Source organism: Paenarthrobacter aromaticivorans, from assembly GCF_019038615.1.
Classification (GTDB): domain Bacteria; phylum Actinomycetota; class Actinomycetes; order Actinomycetales; family Micrococcaceae; genus Arthrobacter; species Arthrobacter aromaticivorans.
In genome coordinates this window covers 41,545-60,113 of record NZ_JAHOPC010000019.1, presented here as the reverse complement: position 1 = coordinate 60,113, position 18,569 = coordinate 41,545, and the positions used below count along the sequence as shown (strand labels likewise).

Below are 18,569 nucleotides of genomic sequence, written 5' to 3'. Positions count from 1 at the left end.
CATGACTCCGGATTTCAGCAAAATGCTCGACGCCGTCGGCCCTCGCCTCCGGGCGCTGCGGACCCAACGCAATGTGACCCTGGCGGAGGCTTCGGCGGCCACGGGCATTTCGGTCAGCACGCTTTCCAGGTTGGAGTCGGGACAACGGAAGCCCACGCTCGAACTACTCCTGCCCATTGCCCGGCTTCACCAGATCCCCCTCGAGGAACTCATCGACGCCCCGGAAACCGGCGATCCGCGGATTCACCTCAAGCCGCACGTGCACGAGTGGGGCACAGCCTTGCCGCTGACACGTCGAGCAGGCGGAATCCAGGCATTCAAGATGGTCCTGCCGGGCGGCACGGGGAAGGAAGTTCCCGATCCCCAATCGCATGAGGGCTATGACTGGATGTATATCCTCAACGGCAAACTCCGGCTTGTCCTGGGCGAGAACGACTTCATCCTCAAAGCAGGTGAGGCTGCGGAGTTCGATACGCGGACGCCGCACTGGTTCGCCAGCGCCACCAACGAACCCGTCGAGCTCCTTACGCTCTTTGGGCAGCAGGGCGAGCGCATGCACGTCAGGGCGCGGCCCAAGAGATAGGTACCTCCCCAGCACGGGAAATGAAGGTAATTCATTTTTGCCCCTTGCATCCGGCCATGACTACCGCCATACTAAATGAACGCTATTCATTTAGTGACTGTCGTCTCACCGGAGTACATACCCCCATGATTGAAATTACCCGCCTCGAAGCCCCAACTTCCCTGGCCCGCACCGAGCCGTCCACCCGCACCCCTCTGCGGGTCGGCGTCGTTCAGCACCGCTGGCACGCTGATGAAGCAGTCCTGCATGCCGAACTGAACGAGGGAATCGAACGCGCAGCCAAGCTGGGAGCCAGTGTTGTTTTCCTGCCTGAACTGACTCTCTCCCGCTACCCAGCAGACACCCGCCCGGAGAACAACCCGGCGGCAGGTATCCGCCCTTCAGACATCGCCGAAGACCTGCTCACTGGCCCAACCTTCACGTTCGCCGCAGCGGCTGCCAGGACCTACGGCGTCTCGGTGCACGCATCGCTCTACCAGCGGGCTGAAAACCCGGACGGCACGGACGACGGCTTGGGACTCAACACCGCCATCCTCGTCTCCCCCGCTGGCGAGCTCGTGGCCCGCACCCACAAGCTGCACATCCCCGTCACGGCCGGATACTACGAGGACAAGTTCTTCCGCAAAGGCCCGGGCGCCGAAGATGCCTATGCGGTCCACGCTCCTGCCGAACTCGGCGGCGCACGCCTTGGCATGCCCACCTGCTGGGATGAATGGTTCCCGGAGCTCGCCCGCATGTACTCCCTGGGTGGGGCCGAAATCCTGGTCTACCCCACTGCCATTGGCTCCGAACCGGACCACCCCGACTTCGATACCCAACCGCTCTGGCAGCAGGTCATCGTGGGTAACGGCATCGCCAACGGCCTCTTCATGATTGCCCCGAACCGCTACGGCAGCGAGGGCACACTGAACTTCTATGGTTCGTCCTTCATCTCCGATCCGTACGGCCGCATCCTGGTCCAGGCACCCCGCGACGAATCCGCCGTACTGGTGGCTGATCTCGATCTGGACCAGCGCAAGGATTGGCTCACGCTCTTCCCGTTCCTGGCTACCCGCCGCCCGGAAACGTACGGCCGCCTCACCGAGCCCGTGAACCCCAACGCCCCGCTCGGCTCCACAGCCGAAGCCACGCCTTACCAGGCTGTGTCCGCATGAGCGCCTGGCGGATGCCGTCCGAGACCGCTCCCCAAGACCGCGTCTGGATGGCCTTCCCCACGGGCGGCTACACCTTGGGTGACACGGAGGAAGAGGCCCACGCTGCGCGGTCCACCTGGGCTGCCGTTGCCAATGCCATCCTTGAGTTCGAGCCGGTCACCATGGTGGTACACCCCGACGACGTCGACACCGCCGGGCGTTACCTGGACCCTCGCGTCGAGGTACTGACCGCCGAACTCAACGATGCCTGGATGCGGGACATCGGGCCCTCGTTCGTGCTTGATGCCAACAAACAGCTGGGTGCCGTGGACTGGATCTTCAACGGATGGGGCGGCCAGGATTGGGCCGCGTGGGACAAGGATTCCCTCATCGCGGCGGAGATCAGCGCCCGCGCCGATGCCCACCACATCCCATCGGGCATCGTCAACGAGGGTGGCGGCATCCAGGTTGATGGCGAAGGCACCGTCCTTGTCACTGAGACCGTACAGCTTGACCAAGGACGCAACCCGGGCCTGACCAAGGCCGATATCGAAGGGGAACTGGCCCGCACCATCGGCGCCACCCATGTGCTCTGGCTGCCCCGCGGCCTCACCCGTGACTCGGAGAAATTCGGCACCCGCGGCCACGTGGACATTGTGGCAGCGATCCCGAGCCCCGGCACGCTGCTGGTCCACTCCCAGCAGAACCCGGAACACCCGGACTACAACGTCTCCCGGGAAATCATCGACTTCCTGCGCACTACCCATGACGCAGCAGGCCGGGACTGGAACATCATCGAAGTTCCCGCCCCGGAAACCCTTACCGACGACGAAGGGTATGTGGACTACAGCTACATCAACCACCTCGTGGTCAACGGAGGGGTCATCGCATGCAGTTTCAATGACCCCATGGACGAGAAAGCACTCCGCATCCTCGCCGACGCCTACCCCGGACGCCGCGTAGTCAGTGTTGACGCGCGCGAACTCTTTGCCCGGGGCGGCGGAATCCACTGCATTACGCAGCAGCAGCCTACGGCCATCTAGAAAGGGCCTTTCATGAGCCAGACAATCCGTAGCACGGCCGACGGCACCAGCCCGGCCGGCAGGTCGCACGACATCAGCGGCAAGGGACTGAAGACGGGGCAGTTGGGGCTCCTCGCCGTCGTCGTTCTTGGCATTTCAACCATCGCCCCGGCGTATACGCTTACCAGCGCGCTCGGTCCAACCGTCAACGAAGCCGGGCTGCAACTGCCCGTGATCTTCCTTATCGGGTTCATTCCAATGATCCTGGTGTCACTGGCATACCGGGAACTCAACGCCGATTCCCCGGACAGCGGCACAACCTTCACGTGGGTCACCAAAGCTTTCGGTCCCTGGGTGGGCTGGATGGGTGGCTGGGGCCTGCTCGCGGCCAACATCATCGTCCTGTCCAACCTGGCAGGCGTCGCAGTGGACTTCTTCTACCTCTTCCTGGCACAGGTTACTGGCTCCCCCGAGCTCGCGGACCTCGCCTCAGACAAGGTACTGAACGTTGCCACCTGCTTCGTCTTCGTTGCCTTGGCCGTGTGGGTGAGCTACCGCGGCCTGCACACCACAAAGATCGTCCAGTACGGGCTGGTGGGCTTCCAACTGCTGGTCCTGGGCCTCTTCGTGGCCATGGCGTTCGCCAACTGGTCCACCTCCGAGACCGCCATTCCGTTCAGCTGGGACTGGTTCGATGTCACCAAGATCGAGACGTTCGGCCAGATCGCGGCCGGCATCTCCCTGTCGATCTTCGTTTACTGGGGCTGGGATGTTTGCCTCACAGTGAACGAGGAAACCGCCAACGGAAAGAAGACCGCCGGCCTCGCAGGCACCCTGACCGCCGTCATCGTGCTGGGCATTTACCTCCTGGTCACCATCGCCACCATGATGTTCGCAGGCGTCGGAGACACGGGAATCGGCCTGAACAACGAGGAAAACCACGCCAACGTCTTCACGGCCCTCGCGTCACCGGTCATGGGTCCATTCGCAATCCTGATGTCCCTCGCCGTCCTCTCCAGCTCGGCGGCTTCCCTGCAGTCGACGTTCACCTCGCCATCGCGCAGCCTGCTGGCCATGGCGCACTACGGCGCCCTGCCTGAGCGCTTCAGCCACATGAGCAAGAAGTTCTCGACGCCGGGCTTCGCCACAGTCGCGGCCGGCGTCCTGTCCGCGGGCTTCTACGCCGTGATGCACGTGATCAGTGAGAACGTGCTCAACGACACCATCCTGGCCCTTGGCTTGATGATCTGCTTCTACTACGGACTCACTGCTATCGCCTGTGTCTGGTACTTCCGGAACAGTGTGTTCTCCAGTGCCCGGAACTTCTTCCTGCGTCTCTTCTGCCCGCTGCTGGGTGGAGTCGGCCTGTTCGTTGTCTTCCTGCAGACCGCGGTGGACAGCTGGGCCCCGGAGTTTGGAAGTGGCTCGGAAATCTTCGGAGTGGGGCTCGTGTTCGTGCTCGGCATCGGCATCCTTGCCCTGGGTGCGGTGTTCATGCTGATCATGTCCCGCGTCCGTCCCGGCTTCTTCCGCGGAGAGACCATCCGCAAGGACACCCCTGCTCTGGTGGTCCCTGAGTAGCTCCTCAACGCGACGACGCGGGAAAGCGGTCAGTTCGCCGGAAATCTCCGGACGAGCTGGCCGCTTTCCCACGTTCTCGCGGCTAGCCGGCTAACCAATCACCAATGGTGGGCGACGTCCACCACAAGGCGCGAGCCGCCGTCGGGCCCGTCCAAAGTGAAGACACGGAACGGAAGCCGGGCACGGACACCCAAACCGATGCTCGTGGTGCCTTCGAAGCTGCCCGCGTAAACCACCTGCCGGAACGTTTCATACCCGGAAACGTTGGACAACTCCGCCTTGGCTGCGGGTGCGTACGTGAGTTGGCCGTTCTGGTCGTAGGACGGAGCCGTCACCACAACCTGCAGGTCAGCATCACCGAGCACGGGGATTGGATAGCCCGTGGCATCCTGAATCACTACCGGGACGTACTGCACTGAATAGCCGGCCACCTTGCCGGTCATGTCGATCACCAAACGGTCGTAACAGGACTGCTGGCCCGTACGGACGTTGGTGACGTTGGCGGAGCTCATGTCGGGGTCGGCCTTGGCCAGCGAGCCCCACATGATCCCGCAATATGGCGATGCCGAGGCTGGTCCCGGTGCCACCAGACCGAGTCCGGCAGCTGCAAGGACTGCTGCCAAACCCGCTCCAAATTTCCTCATTTTTTGTGCCCCCTTCAGGCGAAGTTGATACTTCAACAGTAGGAGCGACTTGAGTGGTTTGGAGGGGTTGTGGCCGCTTCGGCGCACAACCGTTAAAACGACTCCGGAGTGGTCACAGGAGAGTCATCGAAGTGGACATTTACGCCTGTTCAAGGACCAGATTGTGGGTGACCATGCACGGGTTTGTAATCGAAGATAACGACACCTGCGCGTTACAAAGAGTTGCGGACACGCAAAAGCCCCATCCGACCATTCATTGGCCTGACGGGGCTCGAACGTTTTGCAGTACCTGGGATTAACCCTCGCAGTCCTTGCAGTACTTAAGGCCGTTCTTTTCCAGGGCAACCTGGGACCTGTGGCGGACCAGGAAGCAGGAAGAACACGTGAATTCGTCAGACTGTTCAGGTACCACCACAACGGTCAGTTCTTCACCGGAAAGATCGGCGCCCGGGAGGTCGATGCCTTCCGCGGTGTCGTTTTCGTCGATGTCGATGACTGCAGTCTGGGCACCGGTGCCGCGGGACGCCTGAAGAGCCTCAAGCGAGTCCGCGGGAGTCTCTTCTTCTGTCTTGCGGGGCGCGTCGTAATCAGTAGCCATTGGGTTCGCTTTCGTTGCTGCATAGTGCCATTTCAGGCACCTCAGTGAAGCAGTTTAGGGCATAGCATCCGCATTGGACGAAAAGTGTGCCCAAAACAACATTCAGCAGCTTTCAAGCCAACCTTTAGGGGTTACGGCGGGCCACCGGTTCCACACAATCCAGGACGTATGCGGCCTCAATCCATTGGCTGTGCTTAGTCCTGAAGTGCCTGCTGCACGACGTACTCCGCAATCGCCATCGACGACGTAGCCCCCGGCGACGGTGCATTCCGCACCAAAACCGTGTTCCGGCGTCGTGAAATCACAAAATCATCCACCAAGGAACCGTCAGCGTTCATGGCCTGTGCGCGGACGCCTCGCGTGCCGGGAAGAATAGTTGCACCCTCCAACGACGGGACAAAGCGTACGGCCTCCTGAATGAACTTCTTCCTACTGACCACGGTCTGGAATTCGCGGACAGCCGAGGGCACATTCTGACGGGCAAAATTCCAGAAGCCAGGAAACAATGTGTAATTCAGGACGTCGCGCACATCGATGTCCTTCCAGGAATAGGCCTCGCGTCCGAACGAGATGAATGCGTTGGGGCCCAGCATCATTTCGCCGTCGATCCTTTTGGTCAGGTGCACTCCAAGGAACGGATGCTTGGGGTCGGGCACCGGATAAATCAAGCCCCTGACTTTTGTGCGGGTTTCCTTGCCGAGGAGGAAGTACTGCCCAAAGAACGGGACGATGCGCGGCGTTGCAGGTTCTCCAGTGGCTTTCGCCAACCGGTCCGATTGAAGGCCGGCGCAGGCCACCACAAGATCGTAGTGTTCGCCCCCGGCCTTCGTGTGGACCACGACGCCGCTCCCCTGCGGTTGCAGTGAGGTGACTTCCTGCCCAAGCCGGATCTGCCCGCCCGCTTGACGGACGTCGTCGGCGAGCGCATTGGTGACAGCCGTGTAGTCCACGATCGCCGTTTCCGGCGAGTGCAAGGCAGAAAGCCCGACGGCGTTCGGCTCCACCTCGCGTATTTGGTCACCGCGCAGCATGCGTGCGCCCGGCACCCCATTGGCCGTTGCCCGCGCGAAGATGTTCTCCAGTCGCTTCGATTCTTCGGGGGTCTGGGCGATCACCAACTTGCCACAGGCCTCGTACGGCAGATCTTTGGCGGCGCAGAATTCCTGAAGCAGGGCAACTCCCCGGCGGCAGAGCGTTGCCTTCAACCCGCCGGGCTCGTAGTACAGGCCAGCGTGGACTACGCCGGAGTTGTGGCCGGTCTGGTGCTTGGCGAGCTGGTCTTCCTTCTCGTAGACGGTGACCTGGACGCCGTCGAGTTTGTTGGCCAATTCCCGGGCCACAGCCACGCCGATGATTCCGCCGCCAATGACGGCGCAGCGCTTGATGCTTTTCGGTTTGGTATCACCGGTCACGGGAACTCCTCGTCGTTGGGGATTGGTCCGCATCACTCCACAGCATTCCATGGAGTGGTTCGCCGGGCACGTAAAAAGGGGCGGCACTTGGCGTGCCGCCCCTTTTACGTGGTGCGTGGATTGCTAGACAGCGCTGGGCTGGTCGAAGCGCTGGCCGGCCGGGTTGGACGGCAGGAGAGCGAGAACCAGAATTGCAAGTCCGCCAACGAACGGAATGAGGCCGAGCAAGGCGAGCCAGCCGCTGAAGTTGCCATCGTGCAGACGACGGACCAGCAACGAAATGGACGGAATGAGTACGGCCAGGTAGAACGCAAAGATCAAAATAAGCCCGACAACTGCGCCCGGGCCGGGAACTGCCGTTCCGTTTGCCGAGACCGTAGAACCTGCAGCACCGAGGATGCCAGTAAGGAGCTGCAGTACAAAGCCGATGACACCCAACGCGAGGGCCACCCACCAGTACTCGCTGCGGCTCGCACGGCCGGTGAAGGCGGTGTACTTCTTGAAGAAACGCTTTACGGCGGCGCCGATTGGTGCGCCATAGTAAGGGGCCCACAGCGGCGGTTCGCCGGTCTGTGCGCCATACGGCTGGGTGTGCTGTGGCTGTTGCTGGTAACTCAAGGTGTTCCCCCGGGGTTAGGTGTGAATAATGCAATGAGACCTAAACTCTGTGAAGAGTCGTTGCTCATCGTAGTGGTCTCCGCGGTATTTATGCAGGTCGATGGACAAAATTAACCGGGATTTAGCCCGTTGACGGATTATTTCGGCCCAATCCCTCTCTCACATACCAACCCTTTTGCGGCGACGTTCTCTCACATACGCCCCCGATTTTGAGGCATGCTCTCTCACATAAAACCCCTCGAGGTTCGACGGCGGCACTATCCAACCGTCGCCGTCGAACCTTATGTAGTAGAACGCCCCGAACGGGTCAGGACGCGAACTGTTTCCTCAGTTCGGCCTTGCGGATCTTCCCGCTGGCAGTCCTTGGCATTTCCTCAACGAAAACCACGGACTTGGGGATCTTGTAGCGGGCAAGCCGGCCTTCCAAATACGAGCGCAGCTGTTCCTCTGTCAGGGAAGCACCTTCGAGCAGTGTCACGATGGCCCGCGGAACCTCCCCCCACTTGTCATCGGCCACGCCAATGACGGCAACACTCCGCACCTCCGGAAGTTCAGCGATCAGAGCTTCCACTTCGGCTGGATAGATGTTCTCTCCACCGGAAATGATCATGTCCTTGATGCGGTCCGAGACGAACAAGAAACCTTCGTCGTCCTGGAAACCCATATCGCCGGACCGGAACCAGGACGAACCCGCATAGCTGTCAGCCGTAGCCTCAGGCCTGTTCCAGTACTCCTTGATGACGTTGGGCCCCGAAATCTGGATCTCTCCCACGGCCCCAGCCGGAGCGAGCCCACCGATCGGATCCGCAATCCGCACATCCGTGAAGAAGTGCGGCAGGCCTGCGGAGCCGGCCTTCTCCTGCGATCTGGAGACTGGCAGCATCGTGGCGCCAGGAGCCGTCTCGGTCATGCCGTAGCAACTCGTGAAGCCAATGCCCCGCTCTTCATAGGCGTCCAGTACCCTCTGCGGAACCGCGGAACCACCACAGGTGAGCTTGTCCAGGGAGCTGAGATCCGCCGTCGACCATTCCGGATGATCGCAGAGCATCTGGAAGGTGGTGGGGACCCCATTGAGGGTAGTGACTTTGTGCTGCCCGATCAGCTTGAGGACGCGACCGGCGTCGAACTTGGTTTCGAGTAGCACCGTGGCGCCCTTGAGGAGCATGGGCAGCAGGCCCATGTCCAGGGAGGCTACGTGGAAGAGAGGGGAAATCATGAGCGCGACGTCGTCCCGGTTGAGGTCCATGTCCACCACGGTGTTGATGCAGTTCCACGTGATATTGCCGTGCGTCAGCAGTGCACCTTTCGGCTTGCCCGTGGTGCCCGAGGTGTAGAGAATCATGGCGCCGTCGTCCAAAGTCACGGCCACATCCAGCGGCGTCGCAGCTGCCGCGTCAATCACCTCGCCATAGTGCTCGACGCCGGATGGCAGCTTAACGGCGGAACCTTCCGAACCGCCGTCGGGCGCCACCACAAAGCGGTGTGTGACGGCAGTGTCCACCACGGACGCCGCGGCTACGGCTTCCAGCGACGCTGCGCTGATCAAAAGACGCGACCCCGAATCCTGCAGTTGGAACTGCAACTCAGGGGCGGTGAGGCGTGTGTTCAAGGGAACGAAGATCGCACCGACCAGTCCGCAGGCAAAGAAGGTCTCCACAAAGGAGGGGTGGTTCTCGCCGAGGTAGGCCACGCGGTCCCCCTTGGCCACGCCCCTGGCAACAAGAGCGTTGGCCAAGCGGTCCGTACGGTTGGCGAGGTCGGCATAGCTCAGTGCCTGGCTGCCTGAGACCAGAGCCGCTTTGGGGCCCGACTTGGCACGGCGCCGGTGCAGCCAGGATCCAACTCCGTTGTTGTCCATGGTGCAGTACTCCTAACTGACCGAAGAAAGGTCGTTGTTCTTAGACTCTCGCGTGAGCAGGATGAAGACAATCGACACCACTGACATGGCAGACAGAAATACCACCACAGGGATAATGCTCTGGCCGGAATCCTTGTAGAGGCCCGCAACGATGCCGGGCGTGAAGCCAGCGCCGATCAGGGTGGCGAGCTGGTAACCGACGGCTGCACCGGTGTAGCGGTTGGTGGTACCGAACTGCTCGGACACAAACGCGGCAAGGGGTCCATAGAGGGATGAGTGCAGGATGAGTGCCACGGTGAATGCAAGGAAGATCAATGCAATGTTGCCGGAGCTGAGCATTCCGAACATCGGGAGCAGGTACAGGATGAACAGGGCCAGTCCGGTGACCATGATCGGGCGGCGTCCGAAGCGATCGGACAATTTTCCGCCCAGTAGGACGAAAAGGATGGAGATGGCCGAGGCTCCCGCGAAGGCATAGAGCACGCCCTGCTGCGGTGCGCCCTTGGAGACCGCGTAGGTCACGGAGAATGTGGGCAGTACTACTTGCAAGCCGAATCCTGCGGCGCCGGCAAACATGATCATGATCAGCGCCTTGGGACGCCGCAGCACTTCCAGCAGAGGGATTTTACGCTTGGTGCCCTGGGCGCTTTCCTTAGCGACGGCTTCGGCGAAGATCGGGCTTTCGGAAACACGCAGCCTGACAAACATGCCAACGATCAGGAGCACGAAGGACAGGAGGAACGGCACACGCCAGCCCCACGCGAGGAACGCGTCCTGAGGAAGGGCGGAAAAGATGCCCATGACGACGGTGCCGAGGACGGCCCCTGTTGGCGCTCCTGCGTTCACGAACGATGCCGCGAAGCCGCGCCGCTTGGGGTCGGAATGTTCCAGCGCCATCAACGCGGCGCCACCCCATTCGCCTCCGACCGCAATGCCCTGGCAGACGCGCAGGACCACGAGGAGCACGGCGCCCCAGGGACCGATGACGTTGGCCCCGGGAATCAAACCGATCAAGGTGGACGCAATGCCCATCATCGCCATGGAAACGATCAGCATTCCCTTGCGGCCGATGCGGTCACCGAAATGGCCGAAGATGATGCCGCCCAGGGGCCGTGCAACGTATCCTGCGGCGAAAGTGGCGTAGGCCGCTACGACGCCCACCCATTCGTCTGTACCTGCAAAGAACACTTTCGGGAAGGCGACCGCCGCGGCGGTGGCGTACAGCAGGAAGTCGTAGAACTCGATGGTGCTGCCCAGATAGCTGGACAAGATGACCGTACGCGCTTCCTTGCGCTTGGCGGCCGTGCTCGCAGTTGCGAGTGCAGTGTGTCCTGACATGGCTGTTCCTTGGGAGAGGAGGGATTTGGTGTTGTGCGTTTACTTATTTGTAGAAGCGTGCGAGGAATTCGGCCACGACGGCGGGTCGCTCCTGGCCTTCGATTTCGATGGTGGCGCTGACCTTGATCTGGGCGCCGCCTTTGACTTCGGTGACGTCGGCGATGGTGCCGTTCATACGGACCTTGGAACCGACCTTGACCGGCGAAGTGAAGCGGACTTTGTCCAGACCGTAGTTGACCTTGGTGGTGACACCGTCGACGTCGAACAGCTCACCCCAGAATGGGATGATGAGGGACAGGGTGAGGAAGCCGTGCGCGATGGGGGCACCGAAGGGGCCGTCCTTGGCGCGTTCGGGATCGGTGTGGATCCACTGCTGGTCGTCAGTGGCGTCAGCGAACAGATTGATCTGTTGCTGGGTGATTTCGCGGTAGTCGGTGGTGCCGAGGTCCTTGCCGGACATGGTGAGCAGGGTGTCGAAATCGACGACGAGATTGGGCATCGGTTGCCTCCTGATAGTTGTGTTTTGGTTTAGCGGGTGAAGGCACTGTCGCCGGTGAGGGCGCGGCCGATGATGAGGGCGTTGATTTCGTGGGTGCCCTCGTACGAGTAGACGGCTTCGGCGTCTGCGTGGAAACGCGCGACGTCGGCGGCGAGCGTGATGCCGTTGCCGCCCACCACTTCGCGTGCCAGGGCGACGGTTTCGCGCATCATCAGGCTGGTCTGCATCTTTGCCAACGCGGAGTCCTGGTCCCGGTAGATGCCCCAGCCCTGCTGTTCGGTCAGCCTCACCACCAGCGAGAGAGACGCGGTGATGTTGCCGAGCATCCGGGCAAGTTTCTCCTGGATTAACTGGAATGAGCCCAGCGAACGGCCGAATTGTTGGCGTTCCTTGACGTAGGCAAGCGCGGCTTCGAAAGCACCGGCTTGGATGCCCGTGGCGATCCACGCAACGTCCGAGCGCATGGCCCGGAGCATCGCTGCAACGTCTTTGAACGAGTTCACGTTATGCAGGCGCATGGCCTCCGGGACGCGGACCCCTTCCATGGTGATGTGTGCGTTCTGCATCATCCGCAAAGAAGTCTTGCCGTGAATCTTCTCAAGCCTCACGCCAGCAGCCTGCCGGTCCACGAGAAACGCTTTGACCTGCCCGTCGGCGACGTCCCGGGCGAACACGCACAGCACATCGGCCGTTGAGGCGCCCCCGATCCACCGCTTGGCGCCGTCGAGGACCCAGGTTCCGCCGTCGGCCCCTGTACCGCCGGCCTCTCCTGCAACGCCTGCTTCATAGCGTGCGGTGGTGGAGAGCCCGCCGGCGATGTCCGAGCCGTGTTCCGGTTCGGTCAACGAGAACACACCCTTGAGCGAGAAATCCACAACCCGGGGCATCCACTCGCGCTGCTGTTCCTCCGAGGCGCCCACCCGGATCGCGGTCCGGAACAGCCCGGCTTGGGCGGTGTACCAGGTAGCCAGCGAAGCGTCGGTGCGGGCGAGTTCGAAGATCCGGAACCCCTGGTAGAGCCCCCGTGCGGCCTCATCGAAAGGCTCCATCAGGTCAAGATCGATCAGCGGCTTCGCCAGTTGCTCGGGGAACTCGCCCCGTTCCCAGTACTCGGCCAGCAACGGCTTCGCTTCGGCGTCCAGGAAGTTCCGGATCTGGGCCAAGACGGCGCGCTCCTCGGCGGTGAGGAGGGCTTCGGCGTCATACCAATCCGCCGCAGAATACAGCCGTTGGTCCAAGACGGTCGTGCTCATGTCAACCACCCAATCCGAGCAGCCGAACCGCATTTCCCTTGAGGACCTTCGGGCGGACCTCGTCCTTCAAAGGCAGGTCAGCAAACGCGCCCAACCATTTCTGCGGGGTGATCAGCGGGAAGTCAGTGCCGAATAAAACCTTGTCCTGCAACACGGAATTCGACGCTTTCACGAGGGACTCCGGGAAGTACTTGGGCGACCAGCCGGAGAGGTCGATGAACACGTTCGCCTTGTGGGTGGCGATTGAGTTCGCTTCATCCTGCCAGGGCACCGAGGGGTGGGCCATGATGATCTGCAGGCCCGGGAAGTCCGCGGCAACAGCGTCCAGCAGCAACGGGTTGGAGTAGGCCAGCTTGATTCCGTACCCGCCGGGAAGTCCCGCGCCCATACCGTTCTGGCCGGTGTGGAAAATGGCCGGCAGCCCCAGCTCCTGCAGCGTCTCCCACAACGGGTAGAACTGCTCGTTGGACGGATCGAAACCCTGCAACGACGGATGGAACTTGAACCCGCGGGCACCGAGCTCCACGGCTTGATGCTTCGCCCCCGCGATAGCGTCTTCCCCCGTTCGCGGATCCACGGACCCGAAGGGAATCAACACATCATTGTTCCGCGCCGCCCCGTCAATCAGTTCCGGGATGCTGTTCGGCTCGTGCTTGAGCTGGGTCCGCGCGTCAACCGTGAAAACGACGGCGGCCATGTTCAGCTCGCGGTACACCTCCGCGATCCTGTCCAGTGACGGCGTCCTGTCCTCGGACTTGAAATACTTCGCCGAGGCCTCCGTCAGTGCTGCCGGGAGTGAGCCGTGACCGCAACTGTCCACTTCCAGATGGACGTGCATGTCGATCGCGTCCAGCGCCGAAGCATCGACGCCCAGTTCGTAACGGGCCATGATCAGCGCGCCTGTGCAGGTTCTGGCTGCAGCTCCGCCGGCAGTGGCAGGAATTCCTCACCGTAGCCCTGAAGGTTTTCGTTGCTGAAAAGTTCCTCAGCGTTCGCGCGCAGTGCGTCATAGCTCCAGCCGCCGTCGCGGTATTCGGTGGTCGCCGCCGTCGGATGCGTCCACACCTGCAGCCGGTCACCGCCAGCTCCAATGGCCTGGCCGGAAATCCCCGAGGCCGCATCAGAGGCGAGGAAGGCAATAAGCCCTGCGACGTCGTCGGCCGTTCCGAAACCAAGATCATGGCGGAAGAAGGACGGCATGGCCTCACCACGCTCGTCGGCTTCAACGGCCTTCTGGAAGTACGGGACGGTCTTGGTCATCGCAGTAGCGGCCACCGGGATCACCGAGTTGACCGTCACGCCGGCCTTCTTCATTTCCAGCGCCCAGGTGCGGACCATGCCTACGATCCCGGCCTTCGCAGCCGCGTAATTGGTCTGCCCGAAGTTGCCGCGCTGGCCCGTCGGCGAACCAATCGTGATGATCCGGCCCGGAACGTTGTTCTCCTTGAAGTACGCAAAGGCCTCACGGACACAGGTGAACGTTCCGCGGAGGTGGACGTTGATCACCAGGTCGAAGTCCTCATCGGTCATCTTCAACAGGCTCTTGTCCCGCAGGATTCCGGCGTTGGTCACCAGAATATCCAGCCGCCCGAATGCATCAACGGCACCGGCCACCAACGCTTTCGCAGCCTCCGTGCTGCCCACCGGAACCACCACCGCGGTGGCCCGGCCGCCGTCGGCCTCAATCTGCGCGACAGCCTGCGCCGCGGTCTCCGCGTTCACATCGTTTATAACGACGGCGGCACCCTGACGGGCCAGCTCCCTCGCGTAAGCGAGTCCAAGACCCTGTCCACTCCCGGTGACGATTGCAACCTTGCCGTTCAAACTCATGGCGTGCTCCTTCGCATGCAGTAACCGGCGGGAGCCGGTGGGGCCGATCCCACTGCCACGTGAGATCCTTGTCATGATCAATGAGATTACGGATCATTGAAAAAGTCAACGATTGTTTTTATTTACTATTGGAGTTGCCATGGGCACGCAGAGCACCAAAGCCGAAACCCCCCGCCTCGCGGCAGCGAAGATTGGCAATGACGTGGGGCTTCTTCTGGCAAAGCTGCATGCCACAGGATCACTGCTGAACAACAAAGCCCTGGCGGATTACGGTCTTCGCGAACGCTCCTTCTCCGTGCTGACCCTCTCCTGCAGTGGCCTGGAACCCACACAGCGTGAGCTGGCGGATTTCCTGAGCCTGGATCCGAGCCAGGTAGTCAGCCTGGTGGACGACCTCGAACACCGCGGCCTGGTCAAACGAGCTCAAGGCAAGCAGGACCGCCGCGCCAAGATCATCGTCTCCACAGCTGAGGGCCGCCGGATCCACAACAAGGCGCGGGCTGCCCTCGAGGTGTGCGAACGGAGCCAGCTCGAAGCTTTGAGTGAAGAGGAGAATGCCCAACTCAGGGAACTGTTGAAGAAGGCGCTGTGGGGATAGTTACGGCCCCGGTCCGAATGCGGTCCAAGCGATAATCGGGCCCGACGCTACGTCGCCAAGGCGCCCGGTGTTGGTGAAGAGCCCGGCTGCCAGAGCCGAACGGGCTTTCGCCAGAGAACTGGACGTTTGCACCGCTTCCTGGCGAGGTGATATGCAACCGTCCATATCGCGGATGTGGGACATATGTCAGGATCAGAGTTCGCACTCGGCCACATCGCTTTGAATCCCTTTCAAGCGGCTTGTTACCCCGGAATGGACCATGAATCTGCCACTCTTTCACGACCCCCTCAAGGGCCGCGTCACCGTCGACGCGCCCGTGCGTGATCCCAGGATTGGACGCGATGGCGCGTTCCGTCGCGACGCCCGGACACGGATTTCTCCCAGAGCCGCCCGACCCTCCACACACGCAGCGAAGTCGACACGGCAGCGCGAGGTGGCCAAGGTTGCCGAAGATCTCCAGGCGTTGATCGCCAGGACCACGCCTCGGCCATAAGCACGTTCTCGCGGACTACCATCCACAGCATGAGTATCCGCATAGGTACATCTGGCTGGAGCTACGACCACTGGGAAAATGTGCTCTATCCACCGGGCCTGCCCACGGCCAAGCGCCTGGCCCACTACGTGGCCCGGTTCGACACGGTTGAGCTCAACGCGAGTTTTTACCGTTGGCCGCGGGACACCGCATTCAAGAGCTGGCATGATCGCCTGCCTGCAGGATTTGCGATGTCGGTCAAGGCGCCCCGTGGTCTCACGCATGGGAAAAAGCTGTACAGCCCTGAAGTGTGGGTGGAACGCATTACCCGCTGCTGGCACGAACTGGGTGACAAAAGAGCTGTGCTGCTTGTCCAGCTTCCTCCTGATTTTGCCCGCGATGATGCCCGCCTCGATTACTTCCTTGCAGCCTTACCCCATTGGATTCGCGTGGCGGTGGAATTCCGGCACGATAGCTGGGACCACCCTGACGTCTACGCGTTGCTTGAACGCCACGAGGCAGCTTACTGCGTCATGAGCGGCGCCAACTTGCCGTGCATCCTTCGGGCCACGGCACCGTTCGTTTACATCCGGCTTCACGGACCGGATACTGAGCACCTCTACGGCGGCTCATATTCGGACGCGGATCTTCGCTGGTGGGCGGATCGGATTCGTGAGTGGAACAGCACGGGCAAGGACGTGTACGCCTATTTCAACAACGACGGCGGTGGCAACGCCGTGCGCAACGCCGATACTTTGCGATGGCTGCTTGGGAATGGCTGACCCGCTAACGGCGAGCCATCCGGCGGGTCTTAGCTCAGGCGACCCCGCACGATTTCGCTGACGGTCTTGCCATCGAACCGTCCTGCAACCTTGGCAGTTACCGGCTTCATCACGGCGCCGATTGAACGCATTGAGAGTTCCTGCCCGTCGGCTTTAAGAGCGGCGATGGCTTCGTCGACGATGGCTTCCACTTCTTCGCGGCTTAGCGGCTTGGGGAGGTATTCCTCGATGATCTCAGCCTCCGCAACTTCGGCGGCTGCCCTGTCTGCTTCCCCGGCTTCGGTGTAGATGCGTGCGGTATCCCGGCGCTTGGCAGCTTCCTTTTGAAGCAGTGACGTAACCTGCGCATCGTCCAACTCGATGGGCGTTTTGCCCGACTTCTCGCGTGTGGTGATCTCACCCAGGACGTTCCGCACGGTGGTGAGCGCTGTTTTGTTGCCCGCCTTCATGTGGCCTACGACGTCTGCCTTGAGACGATCTTTCAGTGACATTGCGCTCCTTGATTGGGGTTCCTACTTGCCATGGTAGTCAGTTGCCAAGCTCGACGAGGGCCGGAAAATTTTCCTTGCGGAGCATTTAGTAAGCATGCTTAGCTTATTGTGCCGCTGGAATTCCTTGAAGGAACCGGTTGGCTCACCGATCGCACCGAGGAGCCTTAGCGCTACATGGGAGGGACAACCATGCATCTGAACGAACGGGAGCGCAGGGTGCTGCAGCAACTCGAACGGGAACTTTTCATCCAGGATCCGGACTTGGCCCGTCAACTGGAAACAGGGATCCCCGCGCGTCGCACCTATGAACCGCAGGCCCGCCACGTTCTTGCTGTAGCAGTTGGAGTGCTGATGATGCTGTTGGCCATACCAATCAATCCGTCCCCCTTGGGATATTGTGGCTTCCTTCTGATGGCGTGGGGATTAGTGGCACATCGCGTACAGAAGGCCCGTTCCGCTTCCGACTGAGCCTATTCCTTTTCCAGGCCCGCTTCGGTTGGTGGCGCCGGACGTACTTCGGGAAGAGTCAGCCCGGAGAGCTCCTTCTCGGTTGGGCCACTGACCACCACCTGCGCGGGACTGTGCAGGAGATATCCGTTGAGCCAGGAAAATAGTGCGCGGACTTTCTGCTGGACCCCGGACAATAGGGCCAAATGGACCAAGAGCCAGGACAAGAAGGCGAAAAGGCCCTGCAACTGGATTCGTTTGCGGCCCAGTTCTGCCACGGCAGCACCCCGGCCCACCATGGCCATATAGCCCTTGTCCACGTACCGGAAGGGAGTACGGCTCCCACCAGCGAGGTCTGCAAGGATATTGGCCGCCGCCCACTTTCCGGCTTGTTGGGCTACGGAGCCAAGCTGGGGCAACTTCGCGCCAGTGGAATCGGTGATGTTCGCTGCATCGCCGATGACGTACACACCATCCACATCCGGGGCGGTCAAGTCTGGACGGACATCGACACGCCCACCTTTGCCCTGTGTCAGCCCCGAAGTGCTGATGAGGTCTCCCGCTTTCAAGCCGCCGGCCCAAACAACGATCTGCGCGGGGACAAAGCTCCCGTCAGCCAGCGCCACACCATCGGTTCGCACCTCGGTAACGCCCACTCCCATATGCAGCTGGACGCCCACCTTCTGAAGACGTTCGGTGGCGTACCGCTGGGACTTCGTGGAGAACATGTTCAACACACTCGGGACCATGTCCACCAGGTGAACGCGGCAGCGGGCAGCGAGTTCAGGAGAGAAGTACTTGCGGACCATGTATTTCACGTTTTCTGCCATGGCCCCGGCAGTCTCCACGCCGGTGGGTCCTCCTCCCACCACCACCACGTCTACCAGCCCCTCGGAGTTCCTATCGGCCTGGTCCAGCAGCCGGGTAATGGCGGTGCCCAGCCTGGTGGCGTCCGTGACGGAGTACAGCGGAAAAGCATGTTGCCCGGCGCCTGGGGTGTTGAAGAAGTTGGGAACTGCACCTACCGCAATGACCAGGATTTCCGCCCGCAAAGTCACGCCATCGGCGGTAGTGACTGACCGTTGCGCAGCATCAATAGTGGCAACACTCGCCGTCAGGACCCTGACAGTTTCATAGCGGCGGAAGACGGAGCGCAGCGGGCGCGTAATGGCGGAAACCCCGATCTGGGAAGTAGCCAGTTGATAAAGGAGCGGTTGGAACTGGTGGTAGTTGTTCGAGTCAATCAACAGGACGCGTACGCCCTTCCGGCCGAGTTTTTTGGCTGCCGCAACGCCTGCGAATCCGGCACCCACCACGATGACTTGGTATGTGTCCTCCATGCGAGCAACTTACTTCACCCTGGGTTCCGGCAACAGTACCGGCGGGTCCCCTCATGTCTTACATGCTCGA

The 18,569-nt window shown here is 61.4% G+C and carries 20 protein-coding genes; 8 read left to right on the top strand and 12 right to left on the bottom strand.

Annotation, left to right across the window (positions count from 1 at the left end):
• Nucleotide 1: 1 nt before the first annotated feature.
• The 4 genes from KSW38_RS21465 (at nucleotide 2) to KSW38_RS21450 (ending at nucleotide 4,319) form a co-directional block, all read left to right on the top strand.
• Nucleotides 2-583 carry a helix-turn-helix domain-containing protein gene (locus tag KSW38_RS21465; RefSeq protein ID WP_216926981.1) on the top strand — a complete coding sequence of 194 codons (582 nt, stop codon included), beginning with the start codon at nucleotides 2-4 and terminating at the stop codon, nucleotides 581-583.
• 125 nt (nucleotides 584-708) lie between these two features.
• The gene (locus KSW38_RS21460; RefSeq protein ID WP_216926980.1) at nucleotides 709-1,737 is read left to right on the top strand and encodes a nitrilase-related carbon-nitrogen hydrolase; all 1,029 of its coding nucleotides are present in this window, start codon (nucleotides 709-711) and stop codon (nucleotides 1,735-1,737) included.
• Nucleotides 1,734-2,759 carry an agmatine deiminase family protein gene (locus KSW38_RS21455; RefSeq protein ID WP_216926979.1) on the top strand — a complete coding sequence of 342 codons (1,026 nt, stop codon included), beginning with the start codon at nucleotides 1,734-1,736 and terminating at the stop codon, nucleotides 2,757-2,759. The genes KSW38_RS21460 and KSW38_RS21455 overlap by 4 nt, the downstream gene beginning before the upstream one ends.
• Nucleotides 2,760-2,771: 12 nt before the next feature.
• On the top strand, nucleotides 2,772-4,319 hold the full coding sequence (locus tag KSW38_RS21450) for an APC family permease (protein ID WP_216926978.1): 1,548 nt from the start codon (nucleotides 2,772-2,774) through the stop codon (nucleotides 4,317-4,319).
• A gap of 98 nt (nucleotides 4,320-4,417) precedes the next feature.
• On the opposite strand, the gene KSW38_RS21445 is transcribed toward KSW38_RS21450, so the two are convergent.
• The 10 genes from KSW38_RS21445 to KSW38_RS21400 form a co-directional block, all read right to left on the bottom strand.
• Complete coding sequence (locus KSW38_RS21445; RefSeq protein ID WP_216926977.1) at nucleotides 4,418-4,963, bottom strand: AMIN-like domain-containing (lipo)protein; 546 nt, start codon at nucleotides 4,961-4,963, stop codon at nucleotides 4,418-4,420.
• Nucleotides 4,964-5,258: 295 nt separating this feature from the next.
• Nucleotides 5,259-5,561, bottom strand: a complete 303-nt coding sequence (locus KSW38_RS21440) for a DUF4193 domain-containing protein (protein ID WP_216926976.1) — start codon at nucleotides 5,559-5,561, stop codon at nucleotides 5,259-5,261.
• Nucleotides 5,562-5,755: 194 nt separating this feature from the next.
• Complete coding sequence (gene lhgO, locus KSW38_RS21435) at nucleotides 5,756-6,973, bottom strand: L-2-hydroxyglutarate oxidase (RefSeq protein ID WP_308169459.1); 1,218 nt, start codon at nucleotides 6,971-6,973, stop codon at nucleotides 5,756-5,758.
• A gap of 123 nt (nucleotides 6,974-7,096) precedes the next feature.
• Nucleotides 7,097-7,591: a DUF805 domain-containing protein gene (locus tag KSW38_RS21430; protein ID WP_216926975.1), complete on the bottom strand. Its 495-nt coding sequence runs from the start codon at nucleotides 7,589-7,591 to the stop codon at nucleotides 7,097-7,099.
• 307 nt (nucleotides 7,592-7,898) lie between these two features.
• The gene (gene menE, locus KSW38_RS21425; protein ID WP_216926974.1) at nucleotides 7,899-9,449 is read right to left on the bottom strand and encodes an o-succinylbenzoate--CoA ligase; all 1,551 of its coding nucleotides are present in this window, start codon (nucleotides 9,447-9,449) and stop codon (nucleotides 7,899-7,901) included.
• Nucleotides 9,450-9,461: 12 nt separating this feature from the next.
• A complete protein-coding gene (locus KSW38_RS21420; RefSeq protein ID WP_216926973.1) occupies nucleotides 9,462-10,787 on the bottom strand; it encodes an MFS transporter in 1,326 nt (441 codons plus the stop codon).
• A 43-nt stretch (nucleotides 10,788-10,830) separates the two neighbouring features.
• Entirely contained in the window at nucleotides 10,831-11,286 is a 456-nt protein-coding gene (locus KSW38_RS21415) for a MaoC family dehydratase (RefSeq protein WP_216926972.1), read from the bottom strand.
• 29 nt (nucleotides 11,287-11,315) lie between these two features.
• Entirely contained in the window at nucleotides 11,316-12,539 is a 1,224-nt protein-coding gene (locus KSW38_RS21410; RefSeq protein ID WP_216926971.1) for an acyl-CoA dehydrogenase family protein, read from the bottom strand.
• A gap of 1 nt (nucleotide 12,540) precedes the next feature.
• Nucleotides 12,541-13,431, bottom strand: a complete 891-nt coding sequence (locus KSW38_RS21405) for an amidohydrolase family protein (RefSeq protein WP_308169460.1) — start codon at nucleotides 13,429-13,431, stop codon at nucleotides 12,541-12,543.
• Nucleotides 13,431-14,369, bottom strand: coding sequence for an SDR family NAD(P)-dependent oxidoreductase (locus KSW38_RS21400; protein WP_216926969.1), 939 nt, complete (start codon nucleotides 14,367-14,369; stop codon nucleotides 13,431-13,433). The genes KSW38_RS21405 and KSW38_RS21400 overlap by 1 nt, the downstream gene beginning before the upstream one ends.
• 139 nt (nucleotides 14,370-14,508) lie before the next feature.
• Here KSW38_RS21400 and KSW38_RS21395 point away from each other — a divergent pair, with 139 nt between their 5' ends.
• The 3 genes from KSW38_RS21395 to KSW38_RS21385 all read left to right on the top strand — a co-directional run bounded on the left by KSW38_RS21395 (nucleotide 14,509) and on the right by KSW38_RS21385 (nucleotide 16,221).
• On the top strand, nucleotides 14,509-14,967 hold the full coding sequence (locus KSW38_RS21395) for a MarR family winged helix-turn-helix transcriptional regulator (RefSeq protein WP_216926968.1): 459 nt from the start codon (nucleotides 14,509-14,511) through the stop codon (nucleotides 14,965-14,967).
• Between the two features lie 259 nt (nucleotides 14,968-15,226).
• Nucleotides 15,227-15,460 carry a hypothetical protein gene (locus tag KSW38_RS21390; protein WP_216926967.1) on the top strand — a complete coding sequence of 78 codons (234 nt, stop codon included), beginning with the start codon at nucleotides 15,227-15,229 and terminating at the stop codon, nucleotides 15,458-15,460.
• A 29-nt stretch (nucleotides 15,461-15,489) separates the two neighbouring features.
• Nucleotides 15,490-16,221 (top strand): DUF72 domain-containing protein, encoded by a 732-nt coding sequence (locus KSW38_RS21385; RefSeq protein WP_216926966.1) that lies wholly within the window; start codon nucleotides 15,490-15,492, stop codon nucleotides 16,219-16,221.
• Between the two features lie 29 nt (nucleotides 16,222-16,250).
• Here KSW38_RS21385 and KSW38_RS21380 read toward each other — a convergent pair whose 3' ends face one another.
• The gene (locus KSW38_RS21380; protein ID WP_216926965.1) at nucleotides 16,251-16,712 is read right to left on the bottom strand and encodes a GatB/YqeY domain-containing protein; all 462 of its coding nucleotides are present in this window, start codon (nucleotides 16,710-16,712) and stop codon (nucleotides 16,251-16,253) included.
• A 189-nt stretch (nucleotides 16,713-16,901) separates the two neighbouring features.
• On the opposite strand from KSW38_RS21380, the gene KSW38_RS21375 reads away from it, so the two are divergent.
• A complete protein-coding gene (locus KSW38_RS21375) occupies nucleotides 16,902-17,180 on the top strand; it encodes a DUF3040 domain-containing protein (protein ID WP_216926964.1) in 279 nt (92 codons plus the stop codon).
• A gap of 2 nt (nucleotides 17,181-17,182) precedes the next feature.
• Here KSW38_RS21375 and KSW38_RS21370 read toward each other — a convergent pair whose 3' ends face one another.
• Nucleotides 17,183-18,499 (bottom strand): NAD(P)/FAD-dependent oxidoreductase, encoded by a 1,317-nt coding sequence (locus KSW38_RS21370; RefSeq protein ID WP_216926963.1) that lies wholly within the window; start codon nucleotides 18,497-18,499, stop codon nucleotides 17,183-17,185.
• Between the last annotated feature and the right edge of the window lie 70 nt (nucleotides 18,500-18,569).